Consider the following 18,590-nt stretch of genomic DNA (forward strand, 5'->3'; position numbering starts at 1 on the left):
GCGGAGCTTTTTTGGGGAAGAGGGACCTTGGCAGAGGAACGTCCGAGCATGCCGGAGGCACCGGCGCAGCATCTCACGCTGCGCACCCTTGCCCCTGAATTCGAACCGGGCCAGCACGGGATCTACGTGCGGCACCTCGAGGAGGCGGTCCTCGACAAGAGGAACCGCAACATCGCTCTCACTGGCCGCTACGGAGCTGGCAAGTCGAGCGTGCTGGATTCCTTTCAGGAAAAGCACGACACAGACACGGTCCGCATCAGTATCAATACCCTTGGCCCGGATAAAGACGACGAGGACCTGACCAACCGGATCCAGAAGGAACTGGTCAAGCAGCTCGTCTACCGGCTGAAGCCAGGCAAGATCCGTCGATCCAGGTTCGCCCGGCCCAAACCCGTGACCAAGGGCCGTGCGTTCCTTCATGCCCTCTTTGTCAGCGTGGTGGGCCTGGGGCTTCTGTGGGTGCTTGGGGTGCGTTCCGGACCCGGCTGGCCGGACGCCGTAGCTGACTTGCCCGGGTACCTCGTGCGGGCTGGAATGCTATTCGGTCTTGTTCTGGCGTCCCTGTGGGCGGCCCGGTGGATCATCGGCGACCGGATCGTCTCGGAAGTCACGACCGCCGGCACCAAGATCGCCCTCGGCGAAGGCCCGACCACCTACTTCGACAGCTTTCTCGACGAGATCGTTGCATTCTTTGACATCGTCAAGCCGAAGTACGTGATCTTCGAGGATCTGGACCGCTTCGAAGACCCGCAGATCTTCGACTCGCTCCGCGAACTGAACACCCTCATCAATGCTTCCGCGAACTGGCAGGCCAGGGACCAGCCTCTGCGGTTCATCTACGCCATCAAGGACAGCCTGTTCGAGCAGCTCGGAAAGGAGCCGGAATCCAAGGACGGAGAAGGAAAGTCCAAGGACGGCGAGGCTAAAGCCAGTGACGGTCAGGACAGACCCACGGCCAGCGCGACGCCCCGGCTCGACATTGCTGCAGAGGCGGTCCGGCGGGCGAACCGGACCAAGTTTTTCGAAATCGTCGTTCCCATGGTGCCGTTCATCTCGCACCGCAACGCCCGTGACCTCCTCGCCGGGGAGCTGGTGAAACTCGGTCTTGCCGAGAACGTCGTGTCGCGGATGCTTCTTGATCTGGTGGCACGGCACACCACCGACATGCGCCTGATGAAGAACATCTGCAATGAGTTCGTGGTGTTCGCAGAGCACCTCCTGTGGACGCGGACCCCCGCGCCCGGCATGACGGCGGACCATCTCTTCGCACTGGTTGCGTACAAGAACTTCCACCTCGCTGACTTCGAGGCCATCTCGCAGCGCACCAGCACGCTCGATGAGCTCGAACGGCTCCATCGCGACGACGTCAGGACCCTGATCGAGGGTCTGCAGGAGCAGCGGCGCAAGCGGATGAGGACCGAGGAGCAGCGCGAGCAGAAAGAGGAGACCGCTGCGAAGCTGGGAAGTCGGCTCCGCGAGATCAAGGACTTCTTCCCTCCGTCAAACGGCTGGCCGTACGTCTCGGTCAAGGTTGACGGCCAGAATTACGCGTTCGACGCCGTCGACAGGGTGGGGTTCTGGGAGGGCGTCGCCAAGTCGAAGTCCTTCTCCATCGTCCAGAGGCATAACTCGACCCTCCTGACGCCCTCTGCGGAACAGATCAGCCGCGTCTTCCCAGAGGTCATGAATTCCGCGCAATGGTTGGATCCTGATCTCGTTGAGCTTGCCCGCCTGATCCATCGGTACGACCAGGACATCGCGACGTTGCGAGGTGCGGACTTCGCCGGACTGGCCCGCTACGAACGCGTACCGAAGGGGCGAATCGGGTTCGATCAGCGCATCACCGACGTGCTTGAGTCGGAGCTGGCGCGTGATCTCGTGCGGCGGGGTTTCATCACGCGCAACTACGCCGAATACTCCGCGATCTTCTACGGCAGCTTCGTCGGAGTCGATGTCGCCTTCTTCTACAACCACAGCGTCCAGCCGAACGAGATGTACCTCGACCACGAGTTCACCTCTGAGAACGCCATAAGCAATCTGCTCGAACAGGTCCCGGCCGATTTTACGAGCAGCGTGAGCGCGCTGAACCTCCAAGTCGCGTCCTACTTGCTCAGAGAAAAGCCCGAAGTTGCGAAGCAACTCGTCGCGTACGTCGTCACGCATGACGGCAAGGACGTCCAGGCATTCATGGATGCCTTCCTCAACGCACCTAACGCCCCGCGCGAGCTCCTCGTCCAACAGCTAACGGAGCACCCGTGGCGCGATGTCTTCGAGTACGTCGCGAGCCACCCCGGCATCCCGGACGAAGAGACACGGCTGAAGCTGTTCGACGCGGCGCTCCTGAACGCGCTGCATGCCGACGCCTACGAGATCGGCAATTCCTCGCGGGCGCTGCTCGAGTCTTCCTATCCGCGTCTCACCGCCGTCCGCGAGAGTCAGACCGCACCACAGACTGAGCGGGTCTTCGAAATCCTCGAGGCGGTGGAGCTGGTGGTCACGGACCTTGGCGATCTCAACGCCCCGCTCCGGGATCGTATCGTGGCAGCGCACAGGTACAAGGTCAGCGCGCCAAACCTGCAGCTGGCACTCGGGGTCGACGTAGCCCCGACGCTCGATGAGGTGCGCAAAAAGCAGAGCGTGTGGGAGTTCTGCAAGACGCGCATCGAGGACTACATCGCCGCAATGGAGGCCAACGGGTCGACCCAGCCGATCGTGCTCATGGAGTCCGTACTGGTTGAGGTCATCAACGAGCAGCACGACTCATGGACGGAGGACCAGCTGCGCGACGTCATCGATGGGAGCTCCGCTCTCGCCGCGATCCATGAGATCGAGGACGTCCCGCAGCCGACCTGGCCCTTGATCGTGGATGCGGGCCTCATGGCTCCGACGGTCGCCAACGTGTCCGCTTACGCACTGGCTCATGGGGTCGACGAACGTCTGTCCGGCCTTCTCGTCCCGGACGAAGCCGATCCGGTCGAACTGCGGGACGTCGAGGAGATTGCTGACCAGGACCGGGGCGTCCTCGCGGTCCGCGTGCTGGATGCTTCGACGCATCTGACGGCGCAGGTCCGGGTCCAGCTCGTCAAGCAGCTGAATCTCGAGTCCGCGATTGAGCTCGCTGAGGTGACTCCGAGCCCCGACCAGCTACTCGCCAGGGCGCTGGAGGCGAAGCTGCTGCCGGATACCTTCGACACCTTCGCTCATTTCGCGAAGTGCGGGTGGGAATCGGTCTCCGAGGCCTTCGCGGTGTCGGAGAATGCATCGGAGTTCATGACGCCGGCGCTCTTGGCGGGTTTCGTCGGCGAGTTCGTGGAGAGCCCATGGATTCCCGACGAGCTGCGTCGGATCGTGGTCGAGCGCCTTGACGACTATGTGCCCGGCGACGACAAGAAAGCTCTACGCGCCGCTGGACAGTTCGCGATCGGCAACCAGATCTGGCTGCCCCTCGGGGAGATCCGCCGTATCGCTCGTGTCACACAGGACCCGGACGTAGTCCTGCGTCAGCTGACCTACGCTAAAGACACCGCCCCGGTCGATCTCTCGGGCATCCTCGCGTCCCTCGGCCAGCCCTACGACAAGCTGTCGGCAGGTCCCGGGATAGAGTTCGACCTCCCCGCAGGATCGTCGAACGAGACGCTGTTCAAGCGCCTCGAAGCCGCAGGGAGAATCACGATCGTCCAGAAGATCGTCGGACGGGGAAGGAAGGTCCGGAATCTTGTATGAGACCCGGGCGGAGAAGCGCGAGCATGGCAATGGGTGACCCGTTGAATCTCGACGAGGTCGGCGAATGGGCCGGACTCTGGTGGCTGCCGGACGCCCCAGGGGAGCAGATCCCCGGTGTACTGCGGTACGAGCCGGACAACGGTCTGACGCTCTCGTTGATCGGCGCGTTCGAGGACCGCATCATGTCGGCGGTAGCCCCGGGACTCGTCGCGCTACATGAAGGAAGCCGCACATGGGACGTGATCCATGGCGTGGCCGAACAGCGCGAGATCAGCCTCCTCGGCTGCGTGCCGAACGGTGGCAAGAGGGTCATCGCCGCGCGGGTGAAGAGCCCCGACAAGCAGAGCGTGGTGGCGACGACGGCGCTCATCGGGGCGCACGTGATCAGTGGGGACGACGCGGCTTTCTTCGCGGCCGAGGTGTCAGTCGAAGACCTCGGGCTCTGGGCCGCGTCGTCGGTGTTCGAGGGCTTCCTCAGCGCTCCCAATGGCAAGCCGGACGGCAGCGGGAGCATCTCCGTCAAGCCGGTGGAGGCTCAGACAATCATCGTCGACAGAACTGAGTTTCGCCTTGTGCACCAGCACACACTGCCCTTCTTCGACCAGCGGAGGGGCGGGACCGTCGGACGCATGAGCGACACTGTGTTCATGCGGATCGCCCCGGCGTCCCCGTCTTCGCTGAACGGGGCGCTGAGCTCGGCGAGTCTGGTGCAGGACCTGATCGCCCTCGCGACGCATCGTGCGGCCGGTGTGATCTGGCTCCGGTTGGAGCTGGCTAAGTCTGACTCCGCATCGCGCGACGACCGTCCCGCAATGCGCCGGTACGCCGACGTGCTCTACTCGCCCTCTGCCTTCGGCAGGCACGACGCCAAGGCCGTCGACCACCACCGAGTCTTCTTCACCTGCGCGTCTCTCTCGTTTGAGGAGGTCATCCCGCGCTGGTGCAAGGCGCATGCGCGGCTGCATGCGGCAACCAACATGATCCTGGGTCTCCGCTACGCGCCGGCCCGCTATGTTGAGAACAACCTTCTGACTGCAGTCGGTGCAGCCGAGGTGCTGCACCGCGGTCTCGGCATCGATGAAAAACCCTTCGCGGCGGACGAGTTCAAGGCGATGCGCGACGCAATGCTTGAGCAGGTACCTGAAGAGCACCGAGACAGGTTCAAAAGAGCCATTCGCAACGACCCGACGCTCCGGGACCGGCTCCACGCTCTCGCCGCACGCCCCGACCAGGACGCTATCGCGCTGCTCATGCCTGACGTTGACCATTGGGCCCGGAGGACGACTCGAGCCCGCAACGACCTTGCGCACGAAGGAAAGACACCGAATCACTCCATAGAGGAACTGATCGCTGTCGTGGAAGTGACCAAGGCGGTCGTGATCCTCAATTTGCTGCACGAGCTCGGGCTGCCCGCTGAGCGGCAGCGCGAGATCGTGCGGGACCACCCGCAGCTCAGGGTGACGGCCAGCGCCGCTCGCGAGTGGCTAGTCGCCCCCGGTGAAGATTCTTGAGCATGTCGAGCGCGCCCCAGTCCTCGAGCACCTGAGGGTCTACGTTGAACCGATCGCTGAAGTAGACGCCGGCCGGGTCAGCGACCCACTGAGCCCCTTGCTCAGGCACGCTCGACCAGTCGATGCAGCGCCTTGTCGTAGACGTAGTCGGTGATCTCGCCGGACATGATCATTGCGACGGCCTTGTTGATGGTCTCCAGCGGCACCACGAACCACTCCGAGGGGTCGTAGTCGCGTCCCTTCCGGTCGACCTGCGTCAGGTCCAGACGCACCTCGGCGAACACGCGGTGCAAGAGGTGCTCCAGCCACGACGCACGCACGTTGTAGAGCCGGTAGTCCGCCAGCACCTTCACGGGTGCCATCAGGTAGGTCGGCGAATTCGCCGCGTTATTGATGCGGGTCTCGACTTTGGTGGTGGAGAAGCCGATCTTGTGAAGGTCCTTCATCCCCGCCACAACAGGATCCTCGCTGAGCGACTGCAGCACGTAGATGTGACCGCTCTCCACGTCGGCGTCGAGGATTTCGGTGGCTTCGTGGCCTGTCCGCGCCAGGACCTGTCCCTGCGCCTCGTACATGCGGGTCATGAGGCTCTGCTTGTACATCGCCGACTCAGTGCCGTTCTCGAAGACAAGGCGAAGCCGCTGCTTCTGCCTGGGCTTGCCACCGACAATCAGGTCCACGTCCTCGCCTACCTCAGCCACGAAGCACATGACGCCGTTTAGCACGAAGAACGCACCCTTGCGGATGAGATCCATGCCAGTAAAAGGCACCAGCTTGGACGTGCCCTCGGCCAGCTCGGCGTGCTTCGCCTTGAACAGCGGCTCGAACAGGTCGAAGTCCTCGGCCTTCACCCGCTGAGCGACCGAGTCCGGAGACTCAGGACGCTTGATCACGGGCAGATCCGACACGTCGAGGATGCCGCTCTCGTCGCCCAGTAGGTCGTCCAGGTCATCGCTTTTGAGAAGATCGTCGAGCGACTCGGGGGCTGCCTCTACAGCCAGCAGTTCGTACTCCGTGTCGAGGTGTCTGAGCGCCGCGATCTTCTCGTCGTTGGCGAGGATGCCGTCAAGACGGGCCCCGAGCTTTCGCTCGGCGATCTCCCGCGTCGCCGAGCTCGGCAGGCGATCGTGCGTTCGGCGGAACTCCACGATCTCCAGGAACGCACGCTCGAGCCGGTCGGACGAGGTGATCTTCTTGGGTTTCTCGGGCGCGTCGAGCAGCCCGTCGAGGTCGTTGTCGATGAGATCCTGCAGGGAGGTCGGTGCCGCCTCGAAGATGTCGTCGTTCTCGCTCATTCGTCCGTCACCATTTCAGTCGCGCGCTTTTGGGCTTCGAGCTTCTGCTTGGCCCGCTGGAGCCACAGCAGCGCGTCCGCGTACCGTTTCTCGGCCGGGTCCTCTGCCCGCGAGTCCGGTCGCCGACCGTTGACCTTGATCCAGTTCTTGATCCGGGGAACGAGAGCTAGTGCCTCTTCCTCGGTGAACTCGACGCGGGCGGCCGTGATCTGGTCCTGGATGATCCGGAGTACTGAGGGAGTCACCGACTTGGACATAACCTCGAAGGCTCGCTGGAAGGGATTCACCGAGTCGATGAGGTTGATGGTGAGCTCGTCGATGTTGACGAACTTCTCGGCCATCTTGATGAACCGTTTGTCTCCGACTTCGCGCACCTCACCGTTTTTGATCACGGAGTCCACGACGACCTGCTGCCGCACCTCCTCGACCTGCGAGTCGGTGAGGTCCGGATACTTATCCCGGATGATCTTCGGGATCAGGACCTTGTTGGCGGTCTCTGCGTCAATCGAGCCCGCTGCTGCGCGTGCGAAGGTGTCGTCTTGCAAGATCGTAGCTTTCAGGTCGTTCAGGTCCGTCTCGACGATCTGCTTGACACGCTCCGTCGAGGGCTCCTTGAAGCCCTTGATCTTCAGCTGACCGGGGATCTTCGAGTCGTCCCCGTCAAACCTCTTTGTTTTGAAGGTGAAGTTCTGTGCGAGCACCTGCTCCATCAGCAACGACGCAGTGATGGCCTTCAGCATGTTGTTCACCGAGACCTTCACCTCACCCTGAGTGGCGTCGGGCTCAGCAATCAGGTTCGTGAACTGGGCATGCTCCTTGCCGGGGCTGTCGCGTGTGACGCGACCGATGATCTGGATGACCTCGGTCAGTGAAGCACGGTAACCGACGGTCAGGGCGTGCTCGGCAAAAGGCCAGTCGAAGCCCTCCTTGGCCATGCCCAGGGCGATGATGATGTCCACAGCGTCGCGCTCTTTGGAGGCGACATGGGAGAGATAGTGGAGCGTGTCAGCACGTTTTTTCTGGTCAGTGTCATCCACGAGGTCGGCTACGCGAAGAATTTCAGCGGTGTCTTTGTGGCGAATGCTGATGATTCCGGTCTCGGGGTCGGTGCCTTCGACGTGGCCGATCGCGTCGATAATGAACCCGACTTCTTCGATCTTGTCCTTGGTGGACTCGCCCGAGTTGACGTTCGGAATATGAACGATCGTCTTCTTGTCCAGGTACAGGACTTCGCCGATCGCATCGGTATAGCGGCCCTGGTAAAAGTGGTGCCCGATGCCGAGCGAGTGCAAGTACTCGTAGCCGTTGAGCTGGTCGTAGTAGTTGAACGTGACCGGCGTGAACCGGGCCTCATCCTCCGCAGACAGCACAGGCACTGAGTCGCCGCGGAAATACGAACCGGTCATAGCAACGATGTGCACGTCCGAGCCGTTCATGACGTCCCTCAGGAGCGCACCCAACCGGTTGGCTTCCGTGTCCGCTGAGACATGGTGGAACTCATCGATCGCCAGCACAGTGCCGTTGAACGCTTCCGGTGCGAGCTTCTCAAATGCAAACCGCAGCGTCGCATGCGTGCAGACCAGCGTGGCGTCGGGGCCTCCAAGAAAATCGATGAACGCTCCGACCTTGCCCTGAGAGGAACCGGGGTCGCAGAGGTTGTGTTCGTCTTTGATTTCCCAGTCTGCGAAGAACCCGTTCGAGGTGAGCTTCGTTGAGGAGAAGGAGGCCCCGATCGAACGCTCGGGCACGGCGACGATGACTTTCTTCCGACCCTGGTTGTAGAGCTTGTCCAGCGCAACGAACATCAGCGCACGAGATTTGCCCGAAGCGGGCGGTGCCTTGACCAACAGGTGCTGCGCATCTCGCTTGGCAAAGACTCGCTGCTGCATCTCCCGCATACCCATCGCATCGGTGTTCACCGAAGCGCGGGTGCGGGCGTATGTCACATCAACGATGTTCATCGGCTTGTTCACTTCTACTTAGTCCCCTTTGCAGACTCTGCTGCTGTCATTTCCTCATATATGGCAAAGAGGTCTGACAATCTCTGCTCATCGGTTTCGTAGTACCGCTTGGAATAGATCGAATCAACCAATGCATCCACCTCGGCGTGTGCCTGCCGCAGGTCGGCAGGCATCAGATCGGGGTCGTAGAGTTCCGCCAGGGTTCGCTCGCAGTGATACTCACGCACGTCGAGCACCCGCAGCGCAGCGACCGTCAGTCTCTCCTTCAGTGCGTCGATGAGTGCTGGAACAGGGAAGTTGTTGTAGACGATGTACGCGCCGTACTGGTAGTCCAGGCGCATACGGCCGGAGACCGCATTTACCCAAGCCATGTGCATCTGTGATGTCAGAATCGCAAATACCCATGGATCAGCGTCGTATACAGCAAATCCCTTGCTGGATATGACGGTGTCCCGATCGAGATACCCCGTTGGGATATATTCCCTGCGTGATGAAGAAATACTTGGAACAATGACAGATTCAGTAGGTTTGAACGCAATTTGCTTGAAACGATTCGGATGGGCTGCAAAGCTCGCAGTCGTGCCCGCTACACTTTCGCTGCGCCACTGCGCCACTGAATCAAGGCGCGCCGCTATTGACGGCATAGCACGCGCATCTGGCAAATCGTCGTCGGTGATCCAAAGACAGTATCGCTCGATGTCGTTGATGAACTCGGCAGAGCCGACATAACGTTTGATGAATCGACTGGCTTCGGGATTGATCGCCAGAAGGTTGTTGCGCTCGATCGGCTCAAGAAGGAGATACCCACCGTCTTTTGGCATCGAACCAAGAACCATGCGAGGTAAAGACGAAGCGAGCGCCTTCGTCCGTCTGTAGATGAAGACAGATGGTGCATCGGCGAGGTACCCGTTTATATTCTTGGCCTCGATCTGCAAGCCGTCGGAGTAGATATATTTGGGCGCGGCGTTAGCTACGCGGAGCCCAATCACGACAACTGTAACTCCTGCATTGCGCTTGGCATTGTTTTCCCATTTGAACGAGGTGTAGGCATAACCGATCTCGATGCCTTTTTTGAAGATCATCGGGAACATTAGGCCGACGTGTTCGCCTTGAGAAACCGAGTTGGTGGTGACGAAAGCGAGTTCGGCGCGAGTGCCTTCGATGTAGTCTGCACCTTTAACGAACCACAGCGCGATGTAATCGAGGTCTTTGGAATGGGGTCGGTTCCCGAATACGAACGGATAGTCCGCCTTCATCTCCTTATTCTGTGACTTCCCGCCCTTGTACGGCGGGTTACCGATGAGATAGATCTCCTCGGTACCGTCGTTCGGGCACACGCTGTTCCAATCGACGCGTGTGGCGTTGCCCGCCCGGATCTGGCCTGTCTCCTTCAGCGGGATCAGCGGGATGGAGAGATTGAACTTCTCCTTGAACTCAGCGTTCATTTGGTGCTTGGCGATCCAGAGGGAGAGGATCGCCACCTCGACGGCAAAATCGTCGATCTCGAGTCCATAGAAGTGTTCGATGTTGATCTTCGACTCGGCATAGAGCATCTGGTGCTTCGGATCGATCTCGAACAGTCGCTCCAGGATCGCGTGTTCCAGCCGACGCAGTTCCTTGTACGCAATGATGAGGAAGTTTCCGGACCCACACGCGGGATCAAAGACCTTGATCGCGCTGATTCTCTCGAGAAGTGCTTCAAGCTTCTTGACTGAGTCGAAAGACGCATCGAGTTCTTCTTTAAGCGCGTCTAAGAACAACGGCTCGATGGTCTTGAGGATATTCGGCACCGACGTGTAATGCTGACCGAGATCTGAGCGCTTACCTGGAGTGACGATTGCCTGGAACATCGACCCGAAGATGTCGGGGTTGATGTCGCGCCAAATTAGTGTTCCTGATTCGATCAGCAGGTCGCGGGCCTTCTTCGTGAACTGCGGCACCACGTGCTCGGGTGCGACCGTGAACAGTCGGCCGTTGACGTACGGGAACCGCGCCAGGTGGACGGGTTTCGCTTCGGCGTCTTTAGTATCGAGCGCCTTGAAGACCTCCGTGAGGAACTCAGCGACGTCAGAACCGTCGGGCTGAGTATGCGAGCCGACAGCGTTGGTGAACCCACCCTCCTCGAAGATGCCGGTGTCTTCAGCGAAGAAGCAGAACAGGAGCCGGGTGAAGAACACATTGAGCGCATGACGCCCGTGCGCCATGTCGAACATTCCGGGGTTCGCCGCCAGCAACTCATCGAACAGTTTGCCCATTCTCTCGGCAGCCTTGACGTCTGCGTGCGCCTCAGCGACGTACTGCGCCTTCTCCATGCCGGCCCAGGGCAGGAAGAAGGTGAAGTGCTGGTTGATGTCCCGGATCGGGATCATCAGGTTCTCGCCGGTCTTCGTGTCGACGGCCAGCAATTCCGTGTAATCGGTGACGATCACGAAGCGAGTGTTGTACCGGACGACCAACGATGAAGTTTTCAGTTCGTCGATGACGGCGAGAGGATCACCGGTCGTCTCCTTGAAGTAGACGACGTTCTTCTGCGCGACCTCAGTGGACGGGTCATGGGCAACGTTGAGTGAGCCATTGCGCAATCTGGTCACGTTGCCTTGGGGCTTGCCGTAGGCCAGCAAAAGGCTGAAAACGAACTCGCGGTCGTAGGATTCACGGCCTCCGAGTGGGGCAACGCGTTCCTCGACGGCTTTCAGGTTGAGCTTCACCACGGACGAGTGTCCTTCGCGATCCCATCCCGGGCCGCTAGGCCCTTCGTGATTGTGCGCTTGCGTCCGGGGCAGGCAGAAGTACCGTCCTCAGACGACCATGGTTCAAACACGTTCATACTCCTAACTTCGGCCGCGCAGGAGCGCACTGCCCCCCCGTGATCTTATCGGGGACTGTCCGGTCGCACCGACGCACCCCTATCGTCGAGCGGAACGAGGGCAGCATCAGTGCCCATAACCCATCCATCAACGTCCGAGAGATAGATAAGGTCCAGTGCGAAGGGACAAGCCCATATGCTTTGGCCATGACGCAGATTGGTTCAAGTGGAGAGCTGAAGGATACTCAGGGTGTGCGGGTGCTCCTTGATACGAATTTGTGGTCCTCGCTGGATGATGGGTCGCTACCCCGGTTAGAGACGCTCGTCAGAGAGCTGGACCTGCAGGTTCAGGTACTGCCCAGCACGCTGCTGGAGATCGTTGAGATCCCGCACGAGGACGTCCGCAAGAGAATTGTCTCTGGCCTTGCTAAAGGTTCCAGGAGAACGCGCGTTCGCACCGAGGCAGATTTGTTCGCTGAGGAAGTCGTTGCGCTTATCAGCCGAACTCGTCCTGAATGGCTTCTCCAGATCCCTAATCATGCTCGCGTGGCAAGTCTTCGAACCTTTTGGTTGAAAAAGGTTTGGAGGCAGGCCCTGAAGGACTCGTCGGCAATGCACGAGTATCAACGAGGGCAGTTGCCGATGAGGAAACAAGTGGTCCAACGACAGAAGCACAACCGCACAGAGCTGCTGCGCACGAAGTTCAAATTGGACGACCTCACACAGCTGGCAGGACAGGATGAAGATTTCGGGCCAGGCAAAGCCTCCCCTCGGGGGGACCTGCCCGGTTGGGACGGCTCACGCAGGGACCTGTGGCGTCTCAATCTCGCGCAGTTAGCTTGGCACCAGCTGGCGGTAGTTGGGCCTCGGGCCGGCATCACGGGCGAGGACCGGACGATGACCGACTGGATCGAGCCTTGGGTTGACCTGGGGAAGCTGAGATCTAATCCGAAGAGCTTCGTGCAGATGTGGCTTGAGGAGGCACACATCGCTGATGTCCCTCGTAATTGGCTGAACTGGGCAGTCGATGTGGTGCAGTGGACAGGCAGAGTCGGCTCCGGCAATCCGGCGGACGCTCAGCACTCGTCCTACTTGATTGACTGTGACCTGTTCCTAACCGCCGACTCGCGCTTCGTTGACATCTTGGAACGGGTTCGCGCCGACGCTCCATTTCCCTTTGCAGCGACGGTGCTGGTGGACGGCGACCGCGCTAAGAGTACCGCAGATCGTATTGAGCATGCTTTATCTATCAACGCACAAGAAAACGGCATTTAGTGATGCTCGACTGGTGCCGTTGATCGGTTGCATGGCACCCCGAAAGGGCGCCCAGGGATCCAAACAACCTGGTTTGGACTTGTTGCAGCCACCCTCTCGATGGGCCTGCATCGGCGCTCCCTCGAAAGTCGACCAAGACGAATCTGAAAATTTCCAATCGCGCCGTCACTGATCTCGCATTGGGCTTCTTTTCCTGAAGGCATCGTTGCCTGCACATTCGTGAAAGGTCCGTTATATGCTCAGTCAAAGGGCTGATATTCTGCAGCGGCCCCCGCCAAGCCCGGCGTGTGACACAAGGGAATACACCATATTGGGGAGAGCCGTGCAAGAAACTGACAGAACCAACACTAACCAAAAGTGGCGCGCGTGGAAGACTGCGGGAACAGTAGTGCTGCTTGTTGCGGCGGTGATTGCAACCTTTGTGTTGCCCTTCGTATTTTTGGGATTGGCGGACGATGCCCTCGACCGTCACGATATGGCAGGAGCGGCTCGCTGGGAGGAATGGTCCTACGGCGTGATTGCTCTGGGTCCTTCCCTCTTCCTAACAAGTTTCCTTGCCATAGCCAGCCAATTTTTGCCTGTAGAGCGCTGGCTGATCAGGGTGCTCGCGTTTGTACTCAGTGGTGGCATTCTCTGGGGGATCTATGCAACCAGTCCGAAGATTCACCTTACGGTCCTGTTGAGTCTTGTGGGTGTCGTCTATTCCGTGGTTGCCGACATTTGTGCGCCGAATAGTTCGGGTAAGGCAAAGAGCGCCGATGACTCAGCGGACGGCGGGGGGCCGGAGGAGGCTGCATCAAAGGCCGAAGCAACTCGGGCGTCCGTCGTCTCTGCTTCGCTGGAGCCCCGCGTTTAAGCATCACAGTTAGGTGACAAGCATCGGTATATTGGGGCCCCCACGGTCTCGACAGCAAAAGAGGGACACCACGAGGTCGCCCTCTTTGCTGTCGGGGGCTTCGATTCTGCTGTCTCGTAGACATCTCCTAAATGAGATGAGACCCGTTCACCGGCAGGTGCTGATGAACGGGTCTCAATACGTTGTCTCAGAAGTCCCAACCTCAGGTTGGGGTTTATGAGACTCCGGCGGCCGAACGGTGCCGGTAGTAGGTTGCTTTCGACCACCCGACGGTTCTCGTAGCGTCGACAACGCCGAGCCCCTCGGATTCGATGAGATGCTGCACCGTCCGGAGGTTCAGGGCGACCTTCTTCGCATCAGGGGTAGGGCGCCCGAACTTTACGCCCCGGGCCTTTGCTGCATCGACGCCGGCCTGGACGCGCTCCTGGATGAGCTCCCGTTCGTACTCGGCGAAGGTCGCCATGAGGTTGAGCATCAGACGGCCCTCACGAGCGGACGGGTCGATGCCGTCGGACAGCGATCTCACCTCGATTCCCCGGTCGAGAAGGTCCTTGACCGTGGTGATGACGTCGATCATCGAACGCCCGATGCGGTCGATGCGCCAGACGACGAGCTCGTCACCCGCACAGAGCCGACCGTCGAGGTTGGTCCATCCCATGCGGGTCTTGGCTTCCTTGGAACCGGAGACCTGGTCGGAGAATATATGGGTAGCACTGACGCCGACGTCGATCAGCGCCCGACGCTGGAGGTCGTCGTCCTGCTTGTCCTTCGTCGACGTGCGGGTGTAGCCGTACTTCATGGTGATTCCCTTCTGGAAATGTGGGTCAGGACGCTGCCAGGAGCAGGTCGCGCCAGGCTTTCTTGATGTCGGAACGCGGCGACGGAAGGGTGATGAGATCGGGGTAGCCGGAGTACATCGCTCGCAGACTCAGGGCCTTCTCGAAAGCTTGCTGGTCCCCATCTGCTGTGTGAAATTCGGAGCCGGCGAGCTGCCGGCCAGCAGACGACGTTTCCTGGTGGTGCAACATGATCTCCTCACGAATCCCCGGCATGATTTCGTCGATGTCGGCGTCGTCAGGTTCAAGGTCAAGTGCGGCGTAAGCATAGGCCAGCACAGCACCCAGATGAGTCAGTTTTCCGTCCTCGCGGACATGCTCGGAAGAAGTCAGGCCAAGTTCTGCTGCATACCTGGTCGCGTGGGAATCGCGAGCAGAACGAGAGCCCTTGACCTCTTCCCACATAGCGATCATGTCGATCAAATCGACACGCTCGCTTTCGGCCTGTTCGGTGGCAACACGCTCCTGGTACTCGGGTGTGGCCTTCTCTGCCCTGAGTTCGGCTTCGCGAACTGCACGTTCCTCGGCCAGCTGACGTGCCCCTGCTTCGCGTTCTGCTCGCTCCACGGTCTCCCGCTCAACAACGGCCAGGCGCTCTCGCTCGGCCTGTTCTCCGGCGAGACGCTCCCGCTCGGCCTGTTCCGTATCTGTGGCGTGCCGGCGTTCCTCGTGGGCGCTGCGCTCGGCGGCCTCGGCGTCCTGGCGCTTCCACTCGGCAGCCTGGCGCTCCAGCCCGTTCCAGTAGCCCTGACTTTTGGTCAAGTAGATCTTCTTGTTCTGATGATGCACGTCGCGGGCCGTCAGTTCGCCAGCGAGCACGCGCTGAGAGAAGCGTTCAATCAGAGTGAGACGTGCCGGACGCCCAGGATCGACGCCTTCGCGGGCATTGAGCGCATCCACCTCTGCGCGCCAATTCCAACCCGGTGTCGCGATCATTTCGTCGTCGCCGTACCGGGCCTTGCCGAGCGCCTGCTGGTCAGGGTGCTCATGGGTGTTGTACCGGGCGCCCCGCGCCATCGCGAACTTGCCGCGGTCGGCGCCGGGCTCGCCCGGGTGGGCGATGAAGGGCTTGACGATAACCGGCACCGAGAACTTGCGCTGCATCGCCGCAGCGGTGCGTTGGGTGGTCGAGTAGAAGAAGATGTGGCCGTGTACCGCCCTACCCGGGTCGCGGTCGTGAATTGCGCCGTGTGACCGGTCCCTCGGGTGGGCCGCGACGAACTCTTCGATCATCCCGCGGGTCAAGGCGTTGGAGACGATGGACCAGCCACGGGGGCGGCGAGGCTCTAGCGCGATAAGGTGGGAGGTGTTCTTGGACATGTGCTGATGTCCTTTCTGAAACCCCCGGTTGCCGCCGGGGGTTTCCTCGTTATGCCGGTGATGTTGGTAGAGAGTCCCGCTGGGGCGTACTCACTTTTCCTTGACGTACTCACTTTTCTGGAGCTCGTACTCATTTTCTTGTGGCGAAAGTGAGTGCAGATATGAAGAGGAGAAGCGCAGAAATACTGAGAAGTAGGAGGTCCACGGGTACTCACTTTTTCAGCAGCCAAATCAAGCCGGGTACGAGGGCGTACGTGCAGATCCGCATGATTGCGCCGCTTGATGGAGTGCAGAAGGTGAAACGTACTCACTTTTGGTGCGTTGCTTTCGGAGCTGCCTCCCGCACTCTTCTCCGGGATGGGTTCCGTGCTACATGTCATCGCTTCTCCTTCCGCCATCGGGGCCACTGCGGCATCCCGGCGCCCTTCCATGTAGCGACCAAGGAAGTGGTCCATTTGGCTCCAGCGAAGAGACCATAGGTAACCACGCAGAGACCGCTGACCATGGCCAGCCAGCGTCCGATTCCGAGCCATACGCTGCCGTCTACGTCAGTAGCCCACTGCACCCCCGCGAAGAGGCCGGCGCTGACCATCCAGAACCCAGCGACGACGGTTGCCACTGGAAGGAGTGTCAGGAACATCGAGGCAGCCGCCGACCAGAGCTGGCGATCGGCCAGTCTGGCGGTGCCTGCCATGATCAGCTCGGCTCGTTCATTCGCAGCGGCCAGGCTGGCAGTGATGACCTGGGACGCTTCGCCGGCGATCTCGCCGACTGCCTTTTCAATCTGCTGGCTGGCGCGCTTTTCCATGCGCTGCAGAGCCACTCCGGCATTGCTGGTGAAAGCCCTGTTCTCGTCAGCCTGCAGCTGGAGCCTTTCAATCGCCGATATCATGCCCTGCCGGTTCCTCTGCGTCTCGAGGATCAAGCTCTTCGAGGCGGCGCTGAAGTTCTTTCCGTCGAGACTGCGCGAGAAGTCGATGAGCGTCTTCTCGATCTCGCTCAACCTGTTCTCGATGCTCGCGATCGGCCGCGACATGCTGGCGGAGGGCTGTGAGGTCAGCGGCAGGGCCTTCCGCAGTTCGTCCCTGACCGTCTCCTCGATGACGGTCTGCAGATACGCCTTCAGCCCGTTCACGGCCTTCGTCTGCGCGTTCACCGCGGCGATGACTTCTGCGTTCGACGGCTCCGACGGAGTCGACGGTGTCGAGTTCTGCTGCTCCTGACGGAGCTGATCCGCGAGTCCCATGAGTGGTGCCCTTCTGTTGGTTCTGCTGGTGGATGTCGAAGATGCCGGCGGCCCCTCCGGCGGTGAACTCCGGCGTAAGTGCCGAGGCCTTCTTGCGCCCGAGCTTCCCGTTGCCGGAGCGCCGCGTCTTATAGCTCCACCCGTCGCGATGGGTGACGGCGAGCGTGATGCCGTGCTCTTCGAGCACCTGCTCAAATGCCTGTTGATCGACCGAGCGGGGGTCGGAAAGGGCGATGTAGACCTTGTCGCCGAGGGTCTGTTCGAACCCTCCGGGCGTGAAGGCCTCGCGCCGGAGCTCCCAGTCGGGTTTGGGCTGCTCGGGGTCGGGAAGCACTCGCAGCCCCTCATCGCGCATGAGATCGTCGTTCAGCTGGCGCAGCCCGTGCTTCCAACTGGTGTAGCGCTGGATAGACCTACCCGTGAGGTTGTCGTGATTGGCCACGAGAATGTGCGCATGCCCGTGACCACCTGCTGAATCCGCGTGCACCACGATGAGGTAGTCAGCGGTATGCATCCGCTCAGCGAGCTTGACCGCGACGTCCAGAACACGTTTCAGATCGTCCGGGTCGGTGACATCGAACTCGTCGGGAGCGAATGCGAGGACATAGGACTGGAGCTCGACCTTGCGGCCATGAACTGCGGCCATCATCTCGGTTCGTTCGATGAACGCGGCCGGAGCAGCTCCGTGGTCGCCAGCGACAGAGATCGCGAACGCCGCCGCACGGGTCTGACCGGTTTCGATGAGTTCGGCACGCCGCTCCCTCGAGTTCCCGAAGAGGACGTAGTTCACGGCCCCTGCGGCATCACGGGAAGACCGGACATTGACCGTGCTCATGACGCCGTCCGATCCCCGAGGGAAGTGCGCACGTCATTGACCGCGACCCGCACCTGGCGGAGCAAAGCCTCATCGACCGCCGGGACGTCTCCAGAGTGGACAGCCCGGAGGACCTGATTGAGATTCTGACCGACCCTGCGGAGCTGTTCCACAGCCGTCACTAGCTCCGGCTGAGGGGACCCTTGGGCCGCGAGATGCATCCGTGAAACCTCATCCCTGCGGGCGTCGAGAGCGTCAAGGACGACCCCGCGCACCCACGCACTCGGCTTGACGCCGAGCACGTGGGCACGGAGACGGATCGCTTCGCGCTCCGTCTCCGTGAGCCGTACGTCCAACGAGACCCGGCGACGCTCACGGGTGGTCTCATTGGACGTACGGCTGTGCCTACGCGGGAGGGACAAGGGATGCAGGCCAGCAGGGTCTTTGTCGGACATTTCGCTGGCGCTCATGTCTTCCAAATACCGCTGGCCCTCGTCCTCGGTCGCTTCGCTCCCTGCGGGCGAGGGGATGGGGAGAACCGCTTCGCGGTCGTTGGGAGCGTCAGGGGAACGCTCCGGGAACTCACTCTTGAGGAGGGCAAGCTGCTCCTCTACGAACAGCCTGGCTTCCAGGCGTCCGCCAGTCATTCGACCGGCCTCCAGTGCAGCTTTGAAATCGTCGGCAGACATCAGGCACCACCACTCAGGATGGCGGCCAGCCGGTCACGCTGGGACTGGCTCAGTGGAGGGGCAGCTGCCACAATGCGGTCAATGGCAGCATCGACTTGGGGCGAGAAGGGCTTGGTAGGCGCGCGGAAGCCAGCGGCTGCATCCGTGGAGGGTTCTTTGTGGACAGTTGCTTTGCGGTCCAAAACGGCGGTGGACATAATTCTCCTGCAATACGTTCTGCAGGTAGAGGGCCTCGTGCGTCATCTCAGACGATCAAAA

The 18,590-nt window shown here is 60.8% G+C and carries 13 protein-coding genes; 4 read left to right on the forward strand and 9 right to left on the reverse strand.

Annotated elements, in window-relative coordinates; all coding sequences use genetic code 11:
• Positions 1 to 48: 48 nt before the first annotated feature.
• The gene (locus QMG52_RS07995; RefSeq protein ID WP_502920468.1) at positions 49 to 3,723 is read left to right on the forward strand and encodes a YobI family P-loop NTPase; all 3,675 of its coding nucleotides are present in this window, start codon (positions 49 to 51) and stop codon (positions 3,721 to 3,723) included.
• A gap of 23 nt (positions 3,724 to 3,746) precedes the next feature.
• Complete coding sequence (locus tag QMG52_RS08000) at positions 3,747 to 5,234, forward strand: ApeA N-terminal domain 1-containing protein (RefSeq protein WP_283559889.1); 1,488 nt, start codon at positions 3,747 to 3,749, stop codon at positions 5,232 to 5,234.
• A 101-nt stretch (positions 5,235 to 5,335) separates the two neighbouring features.
• Here QMG52_RS08000 and QMG52_RS08005 read toward each other — a convergent pair whose 3' ends face one another.
• Genes QMG52_RS08005 through QMG52_RS08015 form a run of 3 tightly spaced genes read right to left on the reverse strand, consistent with a single transcriptional unit; the run spans position 5,336 to position 11,201 of the window.
• Entirely contained in the window at positions 5,336 to 6,529 is a 1,194-nt protein-coding gene (locus QMG52_RS08005) for a GIY-YIG nuclease family protein (protein WP_283559890.1), read from the reverse strand.
• Positions 6,526 to 8,490, reverse strand: a complete 1,965-nt coding sequence (locus QMG52_RS08010; RefSeq protein WP_283559891.1) for a DEAD/DEAH box helicase — start codon at positions 8,488 to 8,490, stop codon at positions 6,526 to 6,528. Before QMG52_RS08010 ends, QMG52_RS08005 begins: the two co-directional genes overlap by 4 nt.
• Before the next feature lie 14 nt (positions 8,491 to 8,504).
• The gene (locus QMG52_RS08015; RefSeq protein WP_283559892.1) at positions 8,505 to 11,201 is read right to left on the reverse strand and encodes a DNA methyltransferase; all 2,697 of its coding nucleotides are present in this window, start codon (positions 11,199 to 11,201) and stop codon (positions 8,505 to 8,507) included.
• 302 nt (positions 11,202 to 11,503) lie between these two features.
• Between QMG52_RS08015 and QMG52_RS08020 the strand changes: the two genes are divergently transcribed.
• Together QMG52_RS08020 and QMG52_RS08025 are read left to right on the forward strand one after the other, a co-directional pair.
• Positions 11,504 to 12,571, forward strand: a complete 1,068-nt coding sequence (locus QMG52_RS08020; protein WP_283559893.1) for a hypothetical protein — start codon at positions 11,504 to 11,506, stop codon at positions 12,569 to 12,571.
• Between the two features lie 322 nt (positions 12,572 to 12,893).
• A complete protein-coding gene (locus QMG52_RS08025; protein WP_283559894.1) occupies positions 12,894 to 13,427 on the forward strand; it encodes a hypothetical protein in 534 nt (177 codons plus the stop codon).
• Between the two features lie 214 nt (positions 13,428 to 13,641).
• On the opposite strand, the gene QMG52_RS08030 is transcribed toward QMG52_RS08025, so the two are convergent.
• From QMG52_RS08030 to QMG52_RS08055, 6 genes are all read right to left on the reverse strand, one after another.
• Positions 13,642 to 14,226, reverse strand: coding sequence for a recombinase family protein (locus tag QMG52_RS08030; RefSeq protein ID WP_283559895.1), 585 nt, complete (start codon positions 14,224 to 14,226; stop codon positions 13,642 to 13,644).
• A gap of 25 nt (positions 14,227 to 14,251) precedes the next feature.
• Positions 14,252 to 15,583 carry a flotillin family protein gene (locus QMG52_RS08035; RefSeq protein WP_283559896.1) on the reverse strand — a complete coding sequence of 444 codons (1,332 nt, stop codon included), beginning with the start codon at positions 15,581 to 15,583 and terminating at the stop codon, positions 14,252 to 14,254.
• 376 nt (positions 15,584 to 15,959) lie between these two features.
• The gene (locus QMG52_RS08040) at positions 15,960 to 16,475 is read right to left on the reverse strand and encodes a hypothetical protein (RefSeq protein WP_283559897.1); all 516 of its coding nucleotides are present in this window, start codon (positions 16,473 to 16,475) and stop codon (positions 15,960 to 15,962) included.
• Complete coding sequence (locus tag QMG52_RS08045) at positions 16,459 to 17,664, reverse strand: relaxase/mobilization nuclease domain-containing protein (protein ID WP_283559898.1); 1,206 nt, start codon at positions 17,662 to 17,664, stop codon at positions 16,459 to 16,461. Before QMG52_RS08045 ends, QMG52_RS08040 begins: the two co-directional genes overlap by 17 nt.
• On the reverse strand, positions 17,661 to 18,290 hold the full coding sequence (locus tag QMG52_RS08050) for a plasmid mobilization protein (protein ID WP_283559899.1): 630 nt from the start codon (positions 18,288 to 18,290) through the stop codon (positions 17,661 to 17,663). Before QMG52_RS08050 ends, QMG52_RS08045 begins: the two co-directional genes overlap by 4 nt.
• 41 nt (positions 18,291 to 18,331) lie before the next feature.
• The gene (locus QMG52_RS08055; RefSeq protein ID WP_283559900.1) at positions 18,332 to 18,529 is read right to left on the reverse strand and encodes a hypothetical protein; all 198 of its coding nucleotides are present in this window, start codon (positions 18,527 to 18,529) and stop codon (positions 18,332 to 18,334) included.
• Between the last annotated feature and the right edge of the window lie 61 nt (positions 18,530 to 18,590).

Origin of the sequence: Paenarthrobacter sp. PH39-S1 (genome assembly GCF_030063245.1) — a bacterium.
GTDB lineage: Bacteria > Actinomycetota > Actinomycetes > Actinomycetales > Micrococcaceae > Arthrobacter_M.